Here is a 16,118-nt window from a genome sequence, read left to right on the forward strand (position 1 = left end):
AAGGAGAGATGTAAGATGATTAATATATTATTATGTTGTTCAGCAGGGATGTCAACTAGCATATTGGTAAAAAAAATGAGACAAGCAGCAGAAGAAAAAGGAATAGAAGCTGAAATATGGGCTATACCAGAGTCAGAATTAGAAAAAAATAAAGATAAAGCAAACATAGTATTGTTAGGACCTCAAATTCGTTATGCTCTTGAAAATGTAAGGGAATCAGTTGGACCTGATAAACCGGTAGATGTAATTGATATAAGGGACTATGGAACAATGAATGGCAAGAAGGTTTTAGAATTGGCTTTGTCTAAATTAGCTTAAGTTATAGAAAGGAGAGCATACCATGGAAGGTTTGGAGATGACTTGCTTTGAGATTATTTCAGCAGTAGGTTCTGCACGTTCTTGTTATGTAGAGGCAATACAAGCTGCAAAAAAGGGAGATTTCAATAAAGCAACTAATTTAATGAATGAAGGTAAAAAATTATTTCAAGACGGACATAAGTTTCACAAAGTATTAATTGAAAATGAGTCATCTGGTAAAAAAATAGAAGCTGGATTATTGCTAATTCATTCTGAGGATCAAATGATGAGTGCTGAAGTGCTAGAAATTATGGCGCGTGAAATTATAGAACTCTATAGAAACAAATAGATACTTGGGGTGTTTTATTAACACCCCTTAACAATATTTAAAAGAAAAGATAGGAGGTAGAAATGATTAATGTAATTATTAATGCAGATGATTTTGGTATGTCAGAAGCATTTAACTACGGTGTTATTAAAGGATATAGAGATGGTGTTGTATCTTCAACAACATTGATGGTAAATATGGATGCTGCTGAACATGCAGTCTCATTAGCTAAATCCTTTCCAGATTTATTTATAGGACAGCATACAAATTTAGTATTAGGCAAACCCTGTTCTAATCCCAAAGATATTCCATCGCTAGTAGATGAAAATGGATATTTTTGGAGTTCCTCTTACTACAGAAATGGTAGCAAAAATTTTGTATATGAAGATGTAAAAAAAGAGACTATTTCACAGATGGAAAGATTTAAAGAACTACTTGGATATTATCCACAACATATAGAAGGACATTCGGTTTTTGGAGAAGTTGTAGAAAAGGCATTTAAAGATGTAGCATTAGAATATAACATTCATGCCTCATTATTTTCTGAAAATTTACATGGATATAAGGAAACCGTAGGGCCAAGTGACTTTAAAATTATGATGAACATAATGTCAAAAGGACTTTCTGTTGAGAATATACTTAACGATGATTTGAATATTTTAGACTGCGATGGCAAGATTGTAGAGTTACACTTTCATCCAGGATACTTAGATCAATTTATTTTGGATAATTCTACTCTTACTACACCTAGATGTAAGGATTTGGAGACGTTATGTCATGCCAAAGTTATTAATTGGTTTAGGGAACACGCTATTAATCGTATTAGCTTTGGAGAATTAAGACAATAAAAAAAATATATTTTAATATATCATTGATTTTAAAAGGAGTTGTTAATATGGCGCTAATTCAAGCTAATTTTATATCAAAATCTCTGTTTAGAACAGTTACTATTAATGTAATACTACCTGTTGATAGAATACTATTACCAGGTATGGTTGAAAGAGAACAGAAACCATTTAAGACTTTATATTTACTACATGGAATATTTGGTAATTATACTGATTGGGTTTCTGGGACTAATATTCAGAGATGGGCAGAAGAAAAGGGCTTAGCTGTTGTTATGCCTTCAGGAGATAATGCATTTTATCTAGATAATCCATTAGCTCAAAATAATTACGGAGAATTTATAGGAAAAGAGCTTGTTGAAGTAACTAGAAAAATGTTTCATTTATCTCACAAAAGAGAAGATACTTATATAGCAGGTCTTTCAATGGGGGGATATGGAGCTCTTAGAAATGGTTTAAAATACAATGATACTTTTGGTTATATAGCAGCACTTTCAGCTGGATTAATTCTTGATAATATTGATAAAAGAACAAATGATTCCGAGTTCTTTTTGGAGAGGCGTAGCTTTGTGGAAGAATTTTTTGGAGATCTTACAAAAGTTGAAAATAGTGATAAAAACCCTAAGTGGCTTTTAAAAGACTTAATTGATAAGAAAGCCAATATACCTAATATATACATGGCATGTGGCGAACAGGATCATTTGATTGAAGCAAACAGAGATTTTAGAAATTATGTAGAAAAGCTTGGTCTTGATATAACTTATGAAGAAGGACCTGGGGGACATGAATGGGATTTCTGGAACAGATATATAAAGAAAGTGGTTGATTGGTTACCTTTAGAAAGTAGTGATGCAGGTATTAATAGTGGAAATATAGGAAGGTAAGTATAATTTTAATATTTACGTGAGGAAAAAATGAATATTAAAGACTTTTTATTTTATCTACAATAGAGATATTACTCAACTATATGAAATAACAAAAATAACCAAGGGGGATTCAAATGAAATATTTAGTACTAGATATAGGCGGAAGTGCAATTAAATATGCACTAATGAACAGGGAGTCAGAGTTCTTAAAAAAAGGGAAGGTTAAAACGCCTAAAGATTCTTTAGAAACATTTGTTGAAGTCATTGGAGAAATTTATGATATATACAAAGATGAGATTGAAGGTATTGCAATAAGTATGCCAGGACGAATTGATAGTGATAGAGGATACACTTTCACTGGTGGAGCATTAACATATAATGACAAAAGGGATATGGTTGATATACTTAAAAAGAGATGTCCGACTTCTATAACTATAGAGAATGATGGGAAATGTGCTGCACTTGCAGAAGCTTCATTAGGTAATCTATCGGATTGCAATGATGGAATAGTAGTAATATTAGGAACAGGCATAGGTGGAGGAATAATAAAGGATAAAAAACTTCATAAAGGTGCTGATTTTATTGCAGGTGAGTTTAGTGTTATTATGACTAGTTCAAACACTAAAAAAAATCCAATTGAATCTATGTGGGCAAGAACCTGTGGAGTTAACGCACTTATAAACGAAGTAGCTTCAGTGAAAAATATATCTGAGGAAGAGATAAATGGTGAAAAAGTCTTTGAATATGCTAATTCAGGAGATAAAGAGGTATTAGAAATCTTAGATGAATATTGTTATAAAATAGTTGTGCAATTATTTAATTTACAATACATTTATAATCCAGAAAAAATAGCTATAGGAGGAGGAATAAGTGCACAAAATATTTTAATTGAATATATACAAAAAAATATACACGAATTAGCATCCATGATACCAGTGGATTTTCCAGCACCTACTGTTGTGGCGTGTAAGTTTAGAAACGATTCAAACCTAATAGGTGCACTACAAAATTTTATTAGTAAAAATAATATCTGAAAGGAGATATAAATAATATGAGTTTTCCTAAAAATTTTTTATGGGGTGGGGCTACTGCCGCTAACCAATACGAAGGTGGATATTTAAGTGGTGGAAAAGGTCTAGCAACTGCTGATACAGTTACTGACGGTGATATGAAGAATCCAAGAAAGATAGTTATTGAATTAGAAAATGGTGAAAGAAAGAAAATATCAAGATTTGAAGATGTACCAGAAAATGCAAAAGCAGTAGTGGAGGAGAATAACTATTATCCTAGTCATGTAGCTACTGATTTTTATAATCATTATAAAGAAGATATTGCACTAATGGGGGAAATGGGATTTAAGACCTTTAGAATGTCTATAAATTGGACACGTATTTTCCCAAATGGGGATGATGAAATAGCAAACGAAGAAGGTTTGAAGTTTTATGATGAAGTTTTTGATGAATGTCATAAACAAGGAATTGAACCATTAGTAACTATAAATCATTTTGATTTACCGCTAAACCTTGCTATTAAGTATGAAGGCTGGTTACATAGAGGAACAATAGATTTCTTTGTAAAATATTGTGATACAATTTTCAGAAGATATAAAGATAAAGTTAAATATTGGCTTACCTTCAATGAGATAAATTTTTTAAGAAGTTATCTAGAATTGGGTATTACTAATGCCTCTAATTTACAAAAGCAACAACAAGCAATATATCATCTTTTATTAGCAAATGCTAAAATTGTTAAATTAGGACATGAAATCAATCCAGATTTTAAAATAGGTCTTATGATAGCTAATATTCTTTTCTATCCAGAGACTTGCAATCCTAAGGATTCTATAGCTGAAATGGAAATTTCAAGAGGTTTTAAAGATTTCTATTATGATGTTCAATGTAGAGGATATTATCCTTCTTATAAATTAAAAGAATTAGACAGACAAAATGTTGTTTTAAAGAAAGAGGTAGGTGATGAGGATATCCTAAAAGAAGGAGTTGTAGACTTTATTTCTTTTAGTTATTATAATTCTTCAGTTATCTCTACTAAAAAGAATTCTGAAGGTTCATTTGGAAATCAGCTAGCTGGTGTAAAAAATCCATATCTAAAAGAATCAGAGTGGGGATGGCCAATAGATGCAGAAGGCTTAAGATTAGTTCTTAATAGGCTTTATGACAAATATCAATTGCCACTAATGATAGTAGAAAATGGATTGGGTGCTCTAGATACAATAGAAGCTGATGGTTCAATTAATGATGATTATAGAATTGACTATTTAAAGGAACATATTAAACAAATCAAAAAAGCAGTTGAATATGATGGGGTTGAGGTTTGGGGATATACTCCTTGGGGATGTATAGATTTAGTCTCAGCTGGTACTGGAGAAATGAAAAAACGTTATGGATTTGTTTATGTTGATATGGATGATAAGGGAAATGGTACATTAAAAAGATCAAAAAAGAAATCTTTTGAATGGTATAAAAAAGTTATTGAAACTAATGGTGAAGATTTAGAGTAATAGAAGTTTATTTTATAGAATAATTATAAATTTCAGAAAGTTATACTATATAAAGCACCTATCGTCGATAGGTGCTTAAAAATATAGTTCGCTTGAATTATTTTTTACTTAGAACAAATGCTAAGAGTATTGTAAATCAAACTTAGTAACTGCTCTTTGAGTTAACTGAGCTGTATACTTAGCAGTTAATGATCCATTTTTACTTAAGAAAACATCCTTAGCTATAATAGTATCCATTAAAGCTGATATCTCAGATTTAGTTATGTCACTCTTAACACCAGATACTGTCATGGAAACCTTATCCCCAGTTTCAGTAACAAAAGTCATTGATAATGAATATTCCATAAATTCATCTCCTTTCTATAATAAAATAAATTGATTAAAACTTAAACATTAGCGATTTTTGATGTTTCATTTAATAAGTAATCACGAGCAGGATTACTTAAAACACCTTTGATGGCTTCAGCTACATCAAATACATTTTCGGGATCAGCATTAATCTTAACACCTGAGAAGTTTTTCTTCTTATAGACAACTTTGCCAGATCCATTAACACCATTCTCCACTTCAATAGCAAGAGAAGTTGAACTTAAAACCTTACTAACAGCCATACATCTCACCTCCTTTCTCATATTCATAAAAGATATACACTTTAATGCTGTAGAATTACCTCCGTAGGAGTGTAATTCATTAGATTCCTTTTGCCTTAGATGAAATCATCAAATTTAATTTCACATGTACATATAAGATATATGCCAAACCTAAAATTATTGCTGAAACTTTTATAAAAAATTATGCGATTTTATCATCATTTCCATTATCTATAACCACTCCAAGCTTAGTTGAAATAATTGTATTAAGCTTGTTTATAGATGCGGTTAAACTGTTTAAGTTCTTCTCCAGTCTAATAAGTAGATATGCACTAATAGCAACAGGAAATCCAAGATTGGCTATTAGGGATATTAGTTCATTAACTTCCATAGAAAATCACCTCCCTTTCTTTTAGATTCTGTCCTGTAGAGACTTTTTCTCAAGTCTCATCAAATCCTTAGCTGTTTAAGATATATGCATAAATAGAAAATATTCATATTATTCTTTTTTGTTTTCATAAAAAGTTAGATTATAAAAAACATTAATGGCCTCATCCAGTATGGTACATAAATAAACATTAACATCTGGATGTTTTGCTTTAAGTTCATTTAATTTTCTAATAGTTGATTCTCTGTAGTTGTGGCAGCGTTTAAGGTTAAAAGGCTCACCATCAATAGGGGGAGCAGCACCGTTAGCAGTTGGTTTCCCATAACGGTTATCCAGTGATTTTTTATTAGATTGTTTAGTTAAGAGAATATCTTTGGTGTTATTATTAAAATCTGTATTATTAGACTTATCTGCTTCAGTGGCATCATTACAAAAAGAAAAACTAGATACTTGTGTTCCAAGAGGGGCTACATCAAATCCACTTTCATCAAAATCTTCTTCAAAAGATAATTCATCTTCAACAATTGTTTTCTTAAAACTTTTCTTTTTCATACTCATATCTCCTCAACATTTTATTGTTTAATTCAGATATATGAAAAAGTTGAAATAATTAATGCGAAATTCCACCTGTTTTTATTAGAAAAATGCCCTGAAGCCTCATAAAAACTATATATAGTTATATAGCTAGATAGATATATAGGGAAAAATATATCTATCTATATTTCTAAAATTGGTAAGAATATCTAGCAATAATTATAAAAAGTGCATATATTCTCTGTGATGGACTTCAAGGATTTAAAGAATCTACCAGAAATAATTTGATAGGAAGGTGTTAAGATGATAAAAGATAGGATAACTGTAAGTTCTAAAGAAGAGGGACAGAGCTTTGATAAGCTGCAGATTGCCTTAGCAATTAAAAATTCTACTTATGATGATGAGTTAAGCTGCTCTTTACTTGAAAATGGAGTAATTAAAGAGTGTAGCCGTTGTAATCTAAAAGAGATTTGTGAAGGAATTGAAGAAGTTTCTAAGGATTATTATGATAGGACTACTAAGGTTGTAGGAACATTCAATTTTTAAACCTCTTAATACTGTAGAAGCTATTTAGAGCTTCATTAAAATTATTTTTTCTATAGGTGCCTTATGGCATCTATTTTTTTACCACTATAGAAGAGTTTGACATGAATATATTATCTATGATAATATGATGTAAATTTGGTGAATTAAAGGAGGACATATATCTATGTATTCAGTACGTTTAAGATAAGAAGGCAATAAAAAAAGCGTTTAAAACATCCACAATGGTGGGCTTTTTTGTTGTGCTTATTTTACGTATTAGGACATAGATAGAGGGAGTGTAGTTATATTAGGCTATGCGTTTTTCTTTGTGTCTTTTTAACGTTGATATGCAGACTAAAGATTCCATTGGGGATTTTAGCCTGCATTTTTTATTGCCTAAAACTTACAAGGAATCAACAATAAAAATGCAAGGAGAAATTTGATATGATAAAACAAAATTCGAAATGGAAACAAGATTTTTTTACGATATGGACAGGACAAGCAATTTCACTTATTTCTAGTGCTATTCTTCAAATGGCTATAATTTTTTACCTTACAGAAAAAACAGGATCAGCTATGGTTCTGTCAATTGCTTCATTAGTAGGATTTCTGCCTTATGCAGTATTTGGTCCTGCCATAGGTGTATTAGTAGATCGTTATGACAGAAAAAAGATAATGATTGTAGCTGATTTAATTATTGCTGGGGCTGGAGCTATACTTGCTATTGTTGCATTGTATATGGAGTTACCAGTTTGGATGGTTATGATAGTACTGTTTATAAGAAGTATTGGAGCTGCTTTTCATTCCCCAGCGTTAAGTGCAGTTACTCCCCTTTTAGTACCAGAAGAACAGCTAACTAAATGTGCTGGTTATAGCCAATCACTGCAATCCATAAGCTATATTATTAGCCCTGCTGCTGCCGCATTTTTATATTCTGTTTGGGAATTAAATGCGATTATAGCCATGGATGTGCTGGGTGCTGTAATTGCATGTATTACAGTGGCGCTTGTGAAAATTCCTAAGCTAAATATAGAGGGGCAAAGCCAGAAGAGTCATTTTATGAAAGAGCTTAAGGAAGGATTTGATGTTTTAAAAGAAAATAAAGGATTATTTGCATTGCTTCTTATAGGCACACTATATATGTTTGTTTATATGCCAATAAATGCACTTTATCCTTTAATGACCATGGAGTATTTTTCGGGAACACCCATGCATGTATCTATTACAGAAATCGCCTATGCCTCTGGTATGCTAGCAGGTGGGTTGCTGTTGGGGCTATTTGGGAACTTTAAAAAGAGAATAATATTAATAACTGCATCTATATTTATGATGGGGGTTAGTTTGGCCATTTCAGGGCTTCTTCCTTCAAGTGGGTTTATAATATTTGTAGTTTGCTGCGCAGTTATGGGGCTTTCAGTTCCATTTTACAGCGGTGTTCAAACGGCTCTATATCAAGAAAAAATTAAGCCAGGATATTTAGGACGTGTATTTTCTCTAACAGGGAGTATCATATCTTTAGCTATGCCTCTTGGCTTGATCCTCTCTGGATTGTTTGCTGATAGAGTAGGTGTAAACTATTGGTTTCTAATATCAGGTGTTTTAATAATTATTATTGCTATAGTTTGTCCTCTAGTCACTGCTATTAGGAATTTAGATTAAATAGAAAATGAAAACATGGTATTTTAGATATTGATAAAAGGAGTGTGTTCGGATGACAAATAATATCATTCAATTAGTAACAGAGAAATTATCCCATTTGCCTTTTATAGAAGGTGTTGTATTAGGTGGCTCACGTGCAAGAGGCACACATACAGAGGATTCTGACATAGATATCGGAATCTATTATAATTCAGAATTATTTGACCTGACTGTGATCAATCAAGTTGCTACAGAGCTAGATGATGAGCATAGAAGTAACCTTATTGTACCTCCAGGAGCTTGGGGTGATTGGGTTAATGGAGGTGGATGGTTAGCCATAAATGGTTATCATGTTGACTTGATTTTGCGTGATAAAAAACGTGTAGTTCAAATAATTAAAGATACGGACCAAGGAATTGTTACTGCTAATTATCAGACAGGACATCCCCATGGATATATTAGTGCCATGTACCGTGGAGAATTGGCAATCAGCAAGATACAATACGCTAATGATGAAAATTTTTATGAATTAAAAAAGCAAGCAGAATTCTATCCAACAGCTCTTCAGAAAGGGTTATCTGAATTTTTTATGTTTGAGGCAGGTTTCTCTTTAATGTTTGCCAAGAAAAATATAAATAAAGATGATATATCATATGTTTGTGGGCATTGTTTTCGAAGCATATCCTCTCTGAATCAAGTCTTATTTGCACTAAACAGGGAATACTGTATAAATGAGAAAAAGGCTGTTAAAATGATTGAAGATTTTAAGATCAAGCCAAGTAATTACAAGGAAAAGATTGATAAGATTATTTCCTTAATATCAAGTGATGTAGATTGTACAACAAAAGGAATAGCGATACTTCAAAAACTAGTAGATGAGGTTGAAGAACTGAAGGGAGTTAATATTCAATGATAGGACCAGATAAGAAAAAACTATATCCAAATGAAAATATAAAGACAGTTTGCTATATAAGTAACCTACCTAAAAGACCTAATGTTGAGATTGGGGAATACACTTATTATAGCGATAATAAAAAGTCTCCAGAGAAATTTTATGATAATATAGAGCATCATTACGAATTTTTAGGGGATAAACTGATAATAGGAAAGTTCTGTGCAATTGCAGAGGGAGTTAAGTTTATTATGAATGGAGCAAATCATAGAATGGATGGAATTACAACCTATCCTTTTAATATCTTTGGCTGCGGATGGGAAAAGGTGACGCCTACAATAGATGAGCTTCCTTTTAAGGGAGACACAGTAATTGGAAATGATGTGTGGATAGGTCAAAATGTAACCATTATGCCTGGTGTTAAGGTTGGAGATGGAGCAATTATAGCATCTAACTCAACTGTAGTAAGAGATGCAGAACCTTATACAATATATGGTGGAAATCCAGCTAAATTTATTAAAAAACGATTTAGTGATGAAAAAATAGAGTTTTTATTGAAACTTCAATGGTGGAATTGGGATGAAGAGAAGATATTTAATAATCTTGAAAATCTAACATCTGGAGTTGGGGTAGAGAAATTGTTTTAAATTTACTATAAATCCTGCATTCTTTTGAGTGTAGGATTTATTTTTTATGCCAAAGGAGCTGGACACTAATTATTTAGTGCCAGCTCCTTTTAAAGGATAATGTTGAAATGTTGACGGTGTAGATTTTAATACTTTAGGTCCCATATAGTGCGTCTAACTTTAGATAAAGCTTCTTTTGATTTATCTTTATTCATAAACATCAAAATTACATAGAGTGAATCTAATATGCTCAATTGAGATATACGAGAAGATAAAGCTTCTGAATGAAATTCTATTTCTTCAGATATAGAAATAAAAACGATATCACCCATCTTAGCTAAAGGAGAAGATGCGTGGCTAGTAATAACAATTACTTTTGCTCCAGCTTTTTTTACTACTTCAGCAATTTTGATAGTTTCTTTTGATTTTCCTGTATGTGAAATACAAATTGCACAATCCTGTGATGTTAATAAAGATGCTTCCATAAGTTGCATATGATAATCAGTACTATGACGAACATGAGTTGGAGAACGTAAAAATTTATGATATGCATCTGCCGCAAGTATACCTGATCCACCCACACCAAAAAAGTATAGTAGATTTGAATTTGATATAATTTCAGCTGCTTTTTTCAAATCGTCTAACTGTAATATTTTCTTAGTATTAGTTAGTGTTTTAATGTTTGAATCAAAGACCTTCTGTGCCATAGTTAACTCATTATCATCAATTTCAATCTTTTCATGAATTGATGTAGTTGAAAAATTATTTTCTTCAACTAAGATGGCCATCTTAAATTCTCTAAAGCCAGAATAACCTAGCTTTTTTGCAAATTGAAATAATGTAGAGACTGCAACATTGAGTTCAGCAGATAAATCGCTGATAGAATTTTGAGCCACAGAAATTGGATTTTCAAGTATATAATCTGCAATATTTTGTTCTTTAGTACTTAATCCATTGTATAATGATTTAATTTTAAGTCTAACAGATACATCCATGTTGGGCCTCCTTTGTATAAATGGTGTATTGTAACTTCAAAACAATAAAAAAATTGATTGGAATGTATATTTTAAATATTATCATATAAAAATCAAACTAATAAAAAATAGCGTTGTTATAAGTATATCAAATAGTAATTTCATGTCAATATTTTGCTAAATGTTGTTGCTACTTTATATGAATATCATATTATTTCTTAAATTGCAATAGTAGGTGAAAATAGAAATACGAGGGAAAAAAATATTTAGAGAAATTTTTTTTCTAAAAAGCTTTACAGAAAAAAATTTTTTTGATAAAATAAAACCATGAAATGGAGGGATTGTATGAAAATAGCTATTATAGGTCTTGGCAAGATGGGTTTAAACATAGCATGTAATTTGAAGAGTCAAAGTTATGATGTTATGGGATATGATTTATCTGAACAAGCAAAAGAAAATGCTGAAAAGGCAGGTATAAAAACATTTGATGATTTAGAGGAAATGATTACTTCATTTACTGAAAAAAGAGTTATATGGTCTATGTTACCTTCAGGAGAAATTACGGAAACTGTATTGAATCAGTTATTGAAGTTGCTTTCTCCAAATGACATCGTTATTGAAGGTGGAAATTCAAATTTTAAGGACTCAATACGACGTGCAAATACTTTTAAGGAGAAAGAAATATCTTATTTTGATTGTGGAACATCAGGTGGAACTTCTGGAGCGTTAAGTGGTGCATGTACAATGATTGGTGGAGATCCCGAAGTATTTAAGCATATAGAACCTATTTTCAAAGATATCTCAGTTGAAAATGGCTACTTATATACTGGTAAATCTGGAAGTGGTCACTTTTTGAAAATGGTTCATAATGGAATCGAGTATGGAATGATGCAAGCAATAGGTGAAGGGTTTCAAATTGTTAAAGAAAGTGAATTTGATTACGATTTAGCTGCTGTTGCGAAAGTTTGGAACAATGGATCGGTTATTCGAAGTTGGCTTATGGAAATTGCTGAATCACAATTTAAAGCTAGTCTAAACCTAGAAGATTATAAGGGAGTAGTTGCTGCATCTGGAGAAGCAAAATGGACTATTGAAACAGCTTTGGATATGGGAATTGCAGTGCCAACAATTGCTTTAAGTTTATTCATGCGTAATTTGTCTCAGGAAGATGATAGTTTTTCTGCAAAAGTGGTTTCGGCTTTACGAAACGGATTTGGTGGACATGCTATTGTAAAGAAGGATAAGTAAACATGAGAGAATATAAGATAGCAATTGTTAATTCAAGTAGTTTTGGAAAGATATTCCCTGAGCACATCGATCGTTTGAAGAAAATAGGATCTGTTGATTATTTTCAAGTTGATAATGAAATGCATGGAAAAGAGCTTGCAAAATTATTAAGTGGATACAATATTATCATTGCAAGTGTAACCCCTTTTTTTACTAAAGAATTTTTTGATTATAAAGATGAACTTTTACTGATTACACGTCATGGAATTGGATACAACAATATAGATATTAATGCAGCAAAAGAGCATGATACTGTTGTTACAATAGTTCCAGCTTTAGTAGAACGTGATGCAGTGGCAGAAAACAACATTACAAATCTGCTAGCTGTATTAAGAAAAACAGTAGAATCCAGTAATCGAGTTAAAGCGGATCGTTGGGAAGATAGAGCTGAATTTGTTGGTCATACACTTTTCAATAAAACAGTAGGGGTTATTGGAGTTGGGAACACAGGAAGTTGTGTTGTAGAGATTGTTAGAAATGGTTTTAGATGTAATGTTTTGGCCTATGACCCATACAAGTCAGATTTATATTTACAGAGTTATGGGGCAAGAAAGGTTGAATTAGATGCATTATTGACTTCATCTGATATTATTTGTCTTTGTGCAAATTTAACTGAAGAAAGTTATCATATGATATCTAAAAACGAAATTGAAAAGATGAAAGACGGTGTTTATATATCCAACAGTGCTAGAGGTGCATTAGTAGATGAAAATGCGGTTATTGAGGGATTGAAGTCTGGAAAAATTGCTGGTTTTGCCACAGATGTTTTAGAAGAAGAACCAGGAAGAAAGAGTCATCCATATTTAGTTTTTGATAATGTTGTAATGACTCCGCATACATCAGCTTATACTATGGAATGTCTAGAACAAATGGGTAATAAATGTGTAACAGATATCGAACAAATAGTTCAAGGGGTTTTACCAGAAAGGGCAGTTCAGCCAGCAAGTAAATTTATTAAAGAATAGGGGGAAATCAAAATGTTGACAGATTTAAAGGTTAAAGTTGGTCCTGAGTTCTATAGGTATCATGAAGGTGCAATTGATTTTATTCCGGAATTATTAAAAGAACATAAATCAAAGAACATCTTAATTGTACATGGAACAGTTTCTTGGGAAAAAACTAAACCTAAAATGAAGTTTTTAGAAACTATAGAGCAAAATGTTTTATATCATCAATATACAGGGGAATGTAGCTATTATGGTGCAGATTTAATATCACAAATCGTTGAAGAAAATGATATCGATTTTATTATTGGAGTTGGTGGCGGAAAACTTGTAGATCTAGTTGGATATGCTGCTCATATTTGTAATGTTAAATATGGTGTTGTTCCAACTTTGGTTAGTAATTGTGCACCATGGACACCTTTATCTGTTATGTATAAAGAAAGTGGAGAATCAGAAGGGAAAACTGAGCATTATATGAGACAGGCAGTTTTCTTGATAACAGATCCCTATTTAGTGATTGATTCTCCAGTACGTTACTTCATTGCAGGCTTGGCAGATACAATTGCAAAATGGTATGAATCAGATTCTATTTTAGCTCAAGAACATTTACAGAACGAACCCTTTTTGAAATTAGCAGGTTATACTGCAAAGTTATGTAATGAATCAATTGTAAAACACTCTGCTAAAGCAATGAAGGATATGGAGAATAAAGTAGTTTCGGAAGAATTTGTACATTTATCTGAAATTGTTATAGCAGTTGCAGGTTTATGTGGAGGACTAGGAGATAAATATGCCCGTAATGCTGCAGCACATGCAATGCATGATGCAATAGCTAAATATATTCCAGAAAGTCATTCATATCTTCATGGAGAAATAGTAGCTTATGGGGTATTATACCAGTTAGCTCTAGAGGGGAGGTGGTCTACGATTGATTCTTTAATGCCTTTCTATTCAGATTTGAAACTGCCTGTATCTCTAAATCGTATGGGATTGTATCCAGCAGATGAAAAGGTTATCGATGATATAGTTGGTTTTATTGATTCAAAAGAAAAAGTTCATTTAATTCCTATTTCAATTACACCGGAGATTTTGAAAAAAACAATTTTTGAGCTAGAAAAATATATAGAAAAGAGGTAGAAGAAGAGTAATGGAAACTTTAAGTGTATTACAGAGTTTTTTAATCGCTTTGTGGGTTGGAGCGGTTATGTCAAGATGGTTAGGTGGAGGAGCAACCTTAACACTTCGATTTTCACCTTTAATGACTGGTTTGATTGTTGGTATTGTTATGGGAGATGTTGGACAAGCGATGATTGTTACAGCAGCTTTACAGTTGATTTATATGGGGGTTTTCTCTCCAGGAGGATCCATGCCATCAGAACCATCTATTGCAGCTGCTATTGCGGTACCAGTTGCTTTGTTAGGAAATTTACAGCCTGAAGCAGCTATTGCTGTTGCAGTTCCTGTTGGTTTGTTAGGAAGTTATTTATATCAATTCCGTTTCTTTATCAATACATTCTTAGGTAAATATACAGATAAAGCTGTAGAAGATTTAAATGATGGCGCTATTAAACGTTCAATCATTCTTTTACCTACAATTGCATCATTTGCTCTATTTGTACCACTGGTATTCATAGCTTTATATTTTGGGGCACCAATGATTGCAGATGTAATAAATGCTTTAGAAGGAACTTTTGTATTTCATATTCTTGGAGTTGTTGGTGGCGGATTGGCTGCTATTGGTATTGCTACAACAGTTTATGTAATTGGACGTAAAGATTACCTAGTATTCTTTTTCCTAGCATATTTCATGAGTGTTTCATTAAAGTCATTGAATATTACAATGGTAACTTATGCTGTGTTTGGTCTATTGATTGCTTTAATTTTTATCATGTCTCAAAAAGGAAAAAATGTTCCTATTACAACTGCTGCTAAGGCTACAGAGACATTAGATGAAGATGATTACGATGACGGGTTTTAAAGGAGAGAAGATAAAATGAGTGAAAGTGTAAAAAGAGCTGCTTCAGCTCCAGAAGAGATTACAAAAAAAGATGTTACTAAGGCATATTTAAGATGGCACTTTGCAAATGAAATTCCACATTCATTTGAAAGATATCTTGCATCTTCTTTACTGTATGCAATGATGCCAATTTTAAGAAAACTATACAAAGATGATGAATCATTAAAAGCTGCTTATAAGAGACAACTATTATTTTTCAATACTCAGTTAAGCTGGGGTGGTGGAGTTATTACTGGTTTAATGGCTTCTATGGAATCAGAACGTGCAAGAGAAGAATATGAAAAATCAGAAATAATGATGAAAGACGATTTGATGTATAATACAAAAGCTGGTTTGATGGGTGCACTTGCCGGAATTGGTGATGCAATCGACTCAGGGACTGTACAATATATATTTATTGCAATAGCAGTTCCTTGGGCTCAGCAAGGTAGTGCATTAGGAGCATTATTCCCATTCGTTTGTTTTGCAATTTATCAGGTTTTATTAGGTATATTCTTTTCTCGCCAAGCATTCAATATGGGACGTAACGCAACAGGGCTTATGGCAAGTGCAGGCATTCAGACTGCAATTGACACTTTATCCGTTTTAGGTATATATATGATGGGAATCTTAGCAGGTAACTACGTAAAAGTTAGTTCAACTTTGCAATTCACAATTTCAGGGAAACCATTCGTTATCCAAAGTATTTTAGATTCTATTATTCCAGGACTTTTACCACTAACAGTAGTTATGGGAGTTTATTGGTTCTACAATAAAAAAGGGTTAAAAGTTACATCAGCATTATTATGGTTAACATTAATTTTAATTGTTTTAGCTGGAGTTGGAATTCTATAAAATAAAAAGGAGATT

The 16,118-nt window shown here is 32.1% G+C and carries 20 protein-coding genes; 15 read left to right on the forward strand and 5 right to left on the reverse strand.

Translation table 11 applies throughout. From position 1 onward, the window contains the following. The first annotated feature begins 15 nt into the window (after positions 1-15). The 6 genes from B3N22_RS17855 to B3N22_RS17880 all read left to right on the forward strand — a co-directional run bounded on the left by B3N22_RS17855 (position 16) and on the right by B3N22_RS17880 (position 4,854). On the forward strand, positions 16-318 hold the full coding sequence (locus B3N22_RS17855) for a PTS sugar transporter subunit IIB (protein ID WP_286909160.1): 303 nt from the start codon (positions 16-18) through the stop codon (positions 316-318). Between the two features lie 22 nt (positions 319-340). After that, complete coding sequence (locus B3N22_RS17860) at positions 341-646, forward strand: PTS sugar transporter subunit IIA (protein WP_073017618.1); 306 nt, start codon at positions 341-343, stop codon at positions 644-646. A gap of 62 nt (positions 647-708) precedes the next feature. Then, entirely contained in the window at positions 709-1,473 is a 765-nt protein-coding gene (locus B3N22_RS17865) for a ChbG/HpnK family deacetylase (protein ID WP_286909163.1), read from the forward strand. 47 nt (positions 1,474-1,520) lie between these two features. Next, positions 1,521-2,354 carry an alpha/beta hydrolase gene (locus B3N22_RS17870; RefSeq protein ID WP_286909165.1) on the forward strand — a complete coding sequence of 278 codons (834 nt, stop codon included), beginning with the start codon at positions 1,521-1,523 and terminating at the stop codon, positions 2,352-2,354. A 116-nt stretch (positions 2,355-2,470) separates the two neighbouring features. Next, complete coding sequence (locus B3N22_RS17875; protein ID WP_286909167.1) at positions 2,471-3,370, forward strand: ROK family protein; 900 nt, start codon at positions 2,471-2,473, stop codon at positions 3,368-3,370. 17 nt (positions 3,371-3,387) lie between these two features. After that, on the forward strand, positions 3,388-4,854 hold the full coding sequence (locus B3N22_RS17880; RefSeq protein ID WP_286909169.1) for a glycoside hydrolase family 1 protein: 1,467 nt from the start codon (positions 3,388-3,390) through the stop codon (positions 4,852-4,854). Positions 4,855-4,974: 120 nt separating this feature from the next. On the opposite strand, the gene B3N22_RS17885 is transcribed toward B3N22_RS17880, so the two are convergent. The 4 genes from B3N22_RS17885 to B3N22_RS17900 form a co-directional block, all read right to left on the reverse strand. Further along, positions 4,975-5,199, reverse strand: coding sequence for a DUF2922 domain-containing protein (locus B3N22_RS17885; protein ID WP_286909170.1), 225 nt, complete (start codon positions 5,197-5,199; stop codon positions 4,975-4,977). A 41-nt stretch (positions 5,200-5,240) separates the two neighbouring features. Next, positions 5,241-5,465, reverse strand: coding sequence for a DUF1659 domain-containing protein (locus tag B3N22_RS17890; protein ID WP_286909172.1), 225 nt, complete (start codon positions 5,463-5,465; stop codon positions 5,241-5,243). A gap of 181 nt (positions 5,466-5,646) precedes the next feature. After that, complete coding sequence (locus tag B3N22_RS17895; protein ID WP_286909174.1) at positions 5,647-5,835, reverse strand: YvrJ family protein; 189 nt, start codon at positions 5,833-5,835, stop codon at positions 5,647-5,649. 108 nt (positions 5,836-5,943) lie between these two features. Then, positions 5,944-6,384 (reverse strand): hypothetical protein, encoded by a 441-nt coding sequence (locus tag B3N22_RS17900; protein ID WP_286909176.1) that lies wholly within the window; start codon positions 6,382-6,384, stop codon positions 5,944-5,946. Between the two features lie 285 nt (positions 6,385-6,669). Here B3N22_RS17900 and B3N22_RS17905 point away from each other — a divergent pair, with 285 nt between their 5' ends. From B3N22_RS17905 to B3N22_RS17920, 4 genes are all read left to right on the forward strand, one after another. Further along, positions 6,670-6,912 (forward strand): hypothetical protein, encoded by a 243-nt coding sequence (locus tag B3N22_RS17905; RefSeq protein ID WP_286909178.1) that lies wholly within the window; start codon positions 6,670-6,672, stop codon positions 6,910-6,912. Positions 6,913-7,335: 423 nt separating this feature from the next. Next, positions 7,336-8,550 (forward strand): macrolide efflux MFS transporter Mef(A), encoded by a 1,215-nt coding sequence (gene mef(A) / locus B3N22_RS17910; protein WP_414632245.1) that lies wholly within the window; start codon positions 7,336-7,338, stop codon positions 8,548-8,550. A gap of 52 nt (positions 8,551-8,602) precedes the next feature. Further along, a complete protein-coding gene (locus tag B3N22_RS17915) occupies positions 8,603-9,442 on the forward strand; it encodes a nucleotidyltransferase domain-containing protein (protein WP_286909180.1) in 840 nt (279 codons plus the stop codon). Next, positions 9,439-10,068, forward strand: a complete 630-nt coding sequence (locus B3N22_RS17920) for a Vat family streptogramin A O-acetyltransferase (RefSeq protein ID WP_286909182.1) — start codon at positions 9,439-9,441, stop codon at positions 10,066-10,068. Before B3N22_RS17915 ends, B3N22_RS17920 begins: the two co-directional genes overlap by 4 nt. A gap of 125 nt (positions 10,069-10,193) precedes the next feature. Here B3N22_RS17920 and B3N22_RS17925 read toward each other — a convergent pair whose 3' ends face one another. Next, positions 10,194-11,042 (reverse strand): MurR/RpiR family transcriptional regulator, encoded by an 849-nt coding sequence (locus tag B3N22_RS17925; RefSeq protein WP_286909184.1) that lies wholly within the window; start codon positions 11,040-11,042, stop codon positions 10,194-10,196. 324 nt (positions 11,043-11,366) lie between these two features. Here B3N22_RS17925 and gnd point away from each other — a divergent pair, with 324 nt between their 5' ends. The 5 genes from gnd to B3N22_RS17950 are packed head-to-tail and all read left to right on the forward strand — an operon-like array spanning position 11,367 to position 16,103. Beyond that, a complete protein-coding gene (gene gnd / locus B3N22_RS17930) occupies positions 11,367-12,269 on the forward strand; it encodes a phosphogluconate dehydrogenase (NAD(+)-dependent, decarboxylating) (protein ID WP_286909186.1) in 903 nt (300 codons plus the stop codon). A gap of 2 nt (positions 12,270-12,271) precedes the next feature. Beyond that, complete coding sequence (locus B3N22_RS17935) at positions 12,272-13,273, forward strand: D-isomer specific 2-hydroxyacid dehydrogenase family protein (RefSeq protein WP_286909188.1); 1,002 nt, start codon at positions 12,272-12,274, stop codon at positions 13,271-13,273. A 12-nt stretch (positions 13,274-13,285) separates the two neighbouring features. After that, complete coding sequence (locus B3N22_RS17940; protein WP_286909190.1) at positions 13,286-14,389, forward strand: iron-containing alcohol dehydrogenase family protein; 1,104 nt, start codon at positions 13,286-13,288, stop codon at positions 14,387-14,389. Positions 14,390-14,399: 10 nt separating this feature from the next. Continuing rightward, positions 14,400-15,230 carry a PTS mannose/fructose/sorbose/N-acetylgalactosamine transporter subunit IIC gene (locus tag B3N22_RS17945; RefSeq protein WP_238904951.1) on the forward strand — a complete coding sequence of 277 codons (831 nt, stop codon included), beginning with the start codon at positions 14,400-14,402 and terminating at the stop codon, positions 15,228-15,230. Between the two features lie 15 nt (positions 15,231-15,245). Next, entirely contained in the window at positions 15,246-16,103 is an 858-nt protein-coding gene (locus tag B3N22_RS17950; RefSeq protein WP_238904953.1) for a PTS system mannose/fructose/sorbose family transporter subunit IID, read from the forward strand. Positions 16,104-16,118 lie beyond the last annotated feature (15 nt).

Source organism: Clostridium sp. UBA1652, from assembly GCF_002320975.1.
Taxonomy (GTDB): Bacteria; Bacillota; Clostridia; order Clostridiales; family Clostridiaceae; genus Clostridium_T; species Clostridium_T intestinale.

Excerpts from the sequence above, each read along its gene's own strand:
- gnd (WP_286909186.1), top strand. The coding sequence starts at position 11,367 with ATGAAAATAGCTATTATAGGTCTTGGCAAGATGGGTTTAAACATAGCA.
- B3N22_RS17935 (WP_286909188.1), top strand. The coding sequence starts at position 12,272 with ATGAGAGAATATAAGATAGCAATTGTTAATTCAAGTAGTTTTGGAAAG.
- B3N22_RS17900 (WP_286909176.1), bottom strand. The coding sequence starts at position 6,384 with ATGAAAAAGAAAAGTTTTAAGAAAACAATTGTTGAAGATGAATTATCT.
- B3N22_RS17940 (WP_286909190.1), top strand. The coding sequence starts at position 13,286 with ATGTTGACAGATTTAAAGGTTAAAGTTGGTCCTGAGTTCTATAGGTAT.
- B3N22_RS17880 (WP_286909169.1), top strand. The coding sequence starts at position 3,388 with ATGAGTTTTCCTAAAAATTTTTTATGGGGTGGGGCTACTGCCGCTAAC.
- B3N22_RS17860 (WP_073017618.1), top strand. The coding sequence starts at position 341 with ATGGAAGGTTTGGAGATGACTTGCTTTGAGATTATTTCAGCAGTAGGT.
- B3N22_RS17870 (WP_286909165.1), top strand. The coding sequence starts at position 1,521 with ATGGCGCTAATTCAAGCTAATTTTATATCAAAATCTCTGTTTAGAACA.
- B3N22_RS17905 (WP_286909178.1), top strand. The coding sequence starts at position 6,670 with ATGATAAAAGATAGGATAACTGTAAGTTCTAAAGAAGAGGGACAGAGC.
- B3N22_RS17945 (WP_238904951.1), top strand. The coding sequence starts at position 14,400 with ATGGAAACTTTAAGTGTATTACAGAGTTTTTTAATCGCTTTGTGGGTT.
- B3N22_RS17925 (WP_286909184.1), bottom strand. The coding sequence starts at position 11,042 with ATGGATGTATCTGTTAGACTTAAAATTAAATCATTATACAATGGATTA.
- B3N22_RS17865 (WP_286909163.1), top strand. The coding sequence starts at position 709 with ATGATTAATGTAATTATTAATGCAGATGATTTTGGTATGTCAGAAGCA.
- B3N22_RS17855 (WP_286909160.1), top strand. The coding sequence starts at position 16 with ATGATTAATATATTATTATGTTGTTCAGCAGGGATGTCAACTAGCATA.
- B3N22_RS17890 (WP_286909172.1), bottom strand. The coding sequence starts at position 5,465 with ATGGCTGTTAGTAAGGTTTTAAGTTCAACTTCTCTTGCTATTGAAGTG.
- B3N22_RS17920 (WP_286909182.1), top strand. The coding sequence starts at position 9,439 with ATGATAGGACCAGATAAGAAAAAACTATATCCAAATGAAAATATAAAG.
- B3N22_RS17915 (WP_286909180.1), top strand. The coding sequence starts at position 8,603 with ATGACAAATAATATCATTCAATTAGTAACAGAGAAATTATCCCATTTG.
- B3N22_RS17895 (WP_286909174.1), bottom strand. The coding sequence starts at position 5,835 with ATGGAAGTTAATGAACTAATATCCCTAATAGCCAATCTTGGATTTCCT.
- B3N22_RS17875 (WP_286909167.1), top strand. The coding sequence starts at position 2,471 with ATGAAATATTTAGTACTAGATATAGGCGGAAGTGCAATTAAATATGCA.
- B3N22_RS17885 (WP_286909170.1), bottom strand. The coding sequence starts at position 5,199 with ATGGAATATTCATTATCAATGACTTTTGTTACTGAAACTGGGGATAAG.
- B3N22_RS17950 (WP_238904953.1), top strand. The coding sequence starts at position 15,246 with ATGAGTGAAAGTGTAAAAAGAGCTGCTTCAGCTCCAGAAGAGATTACA.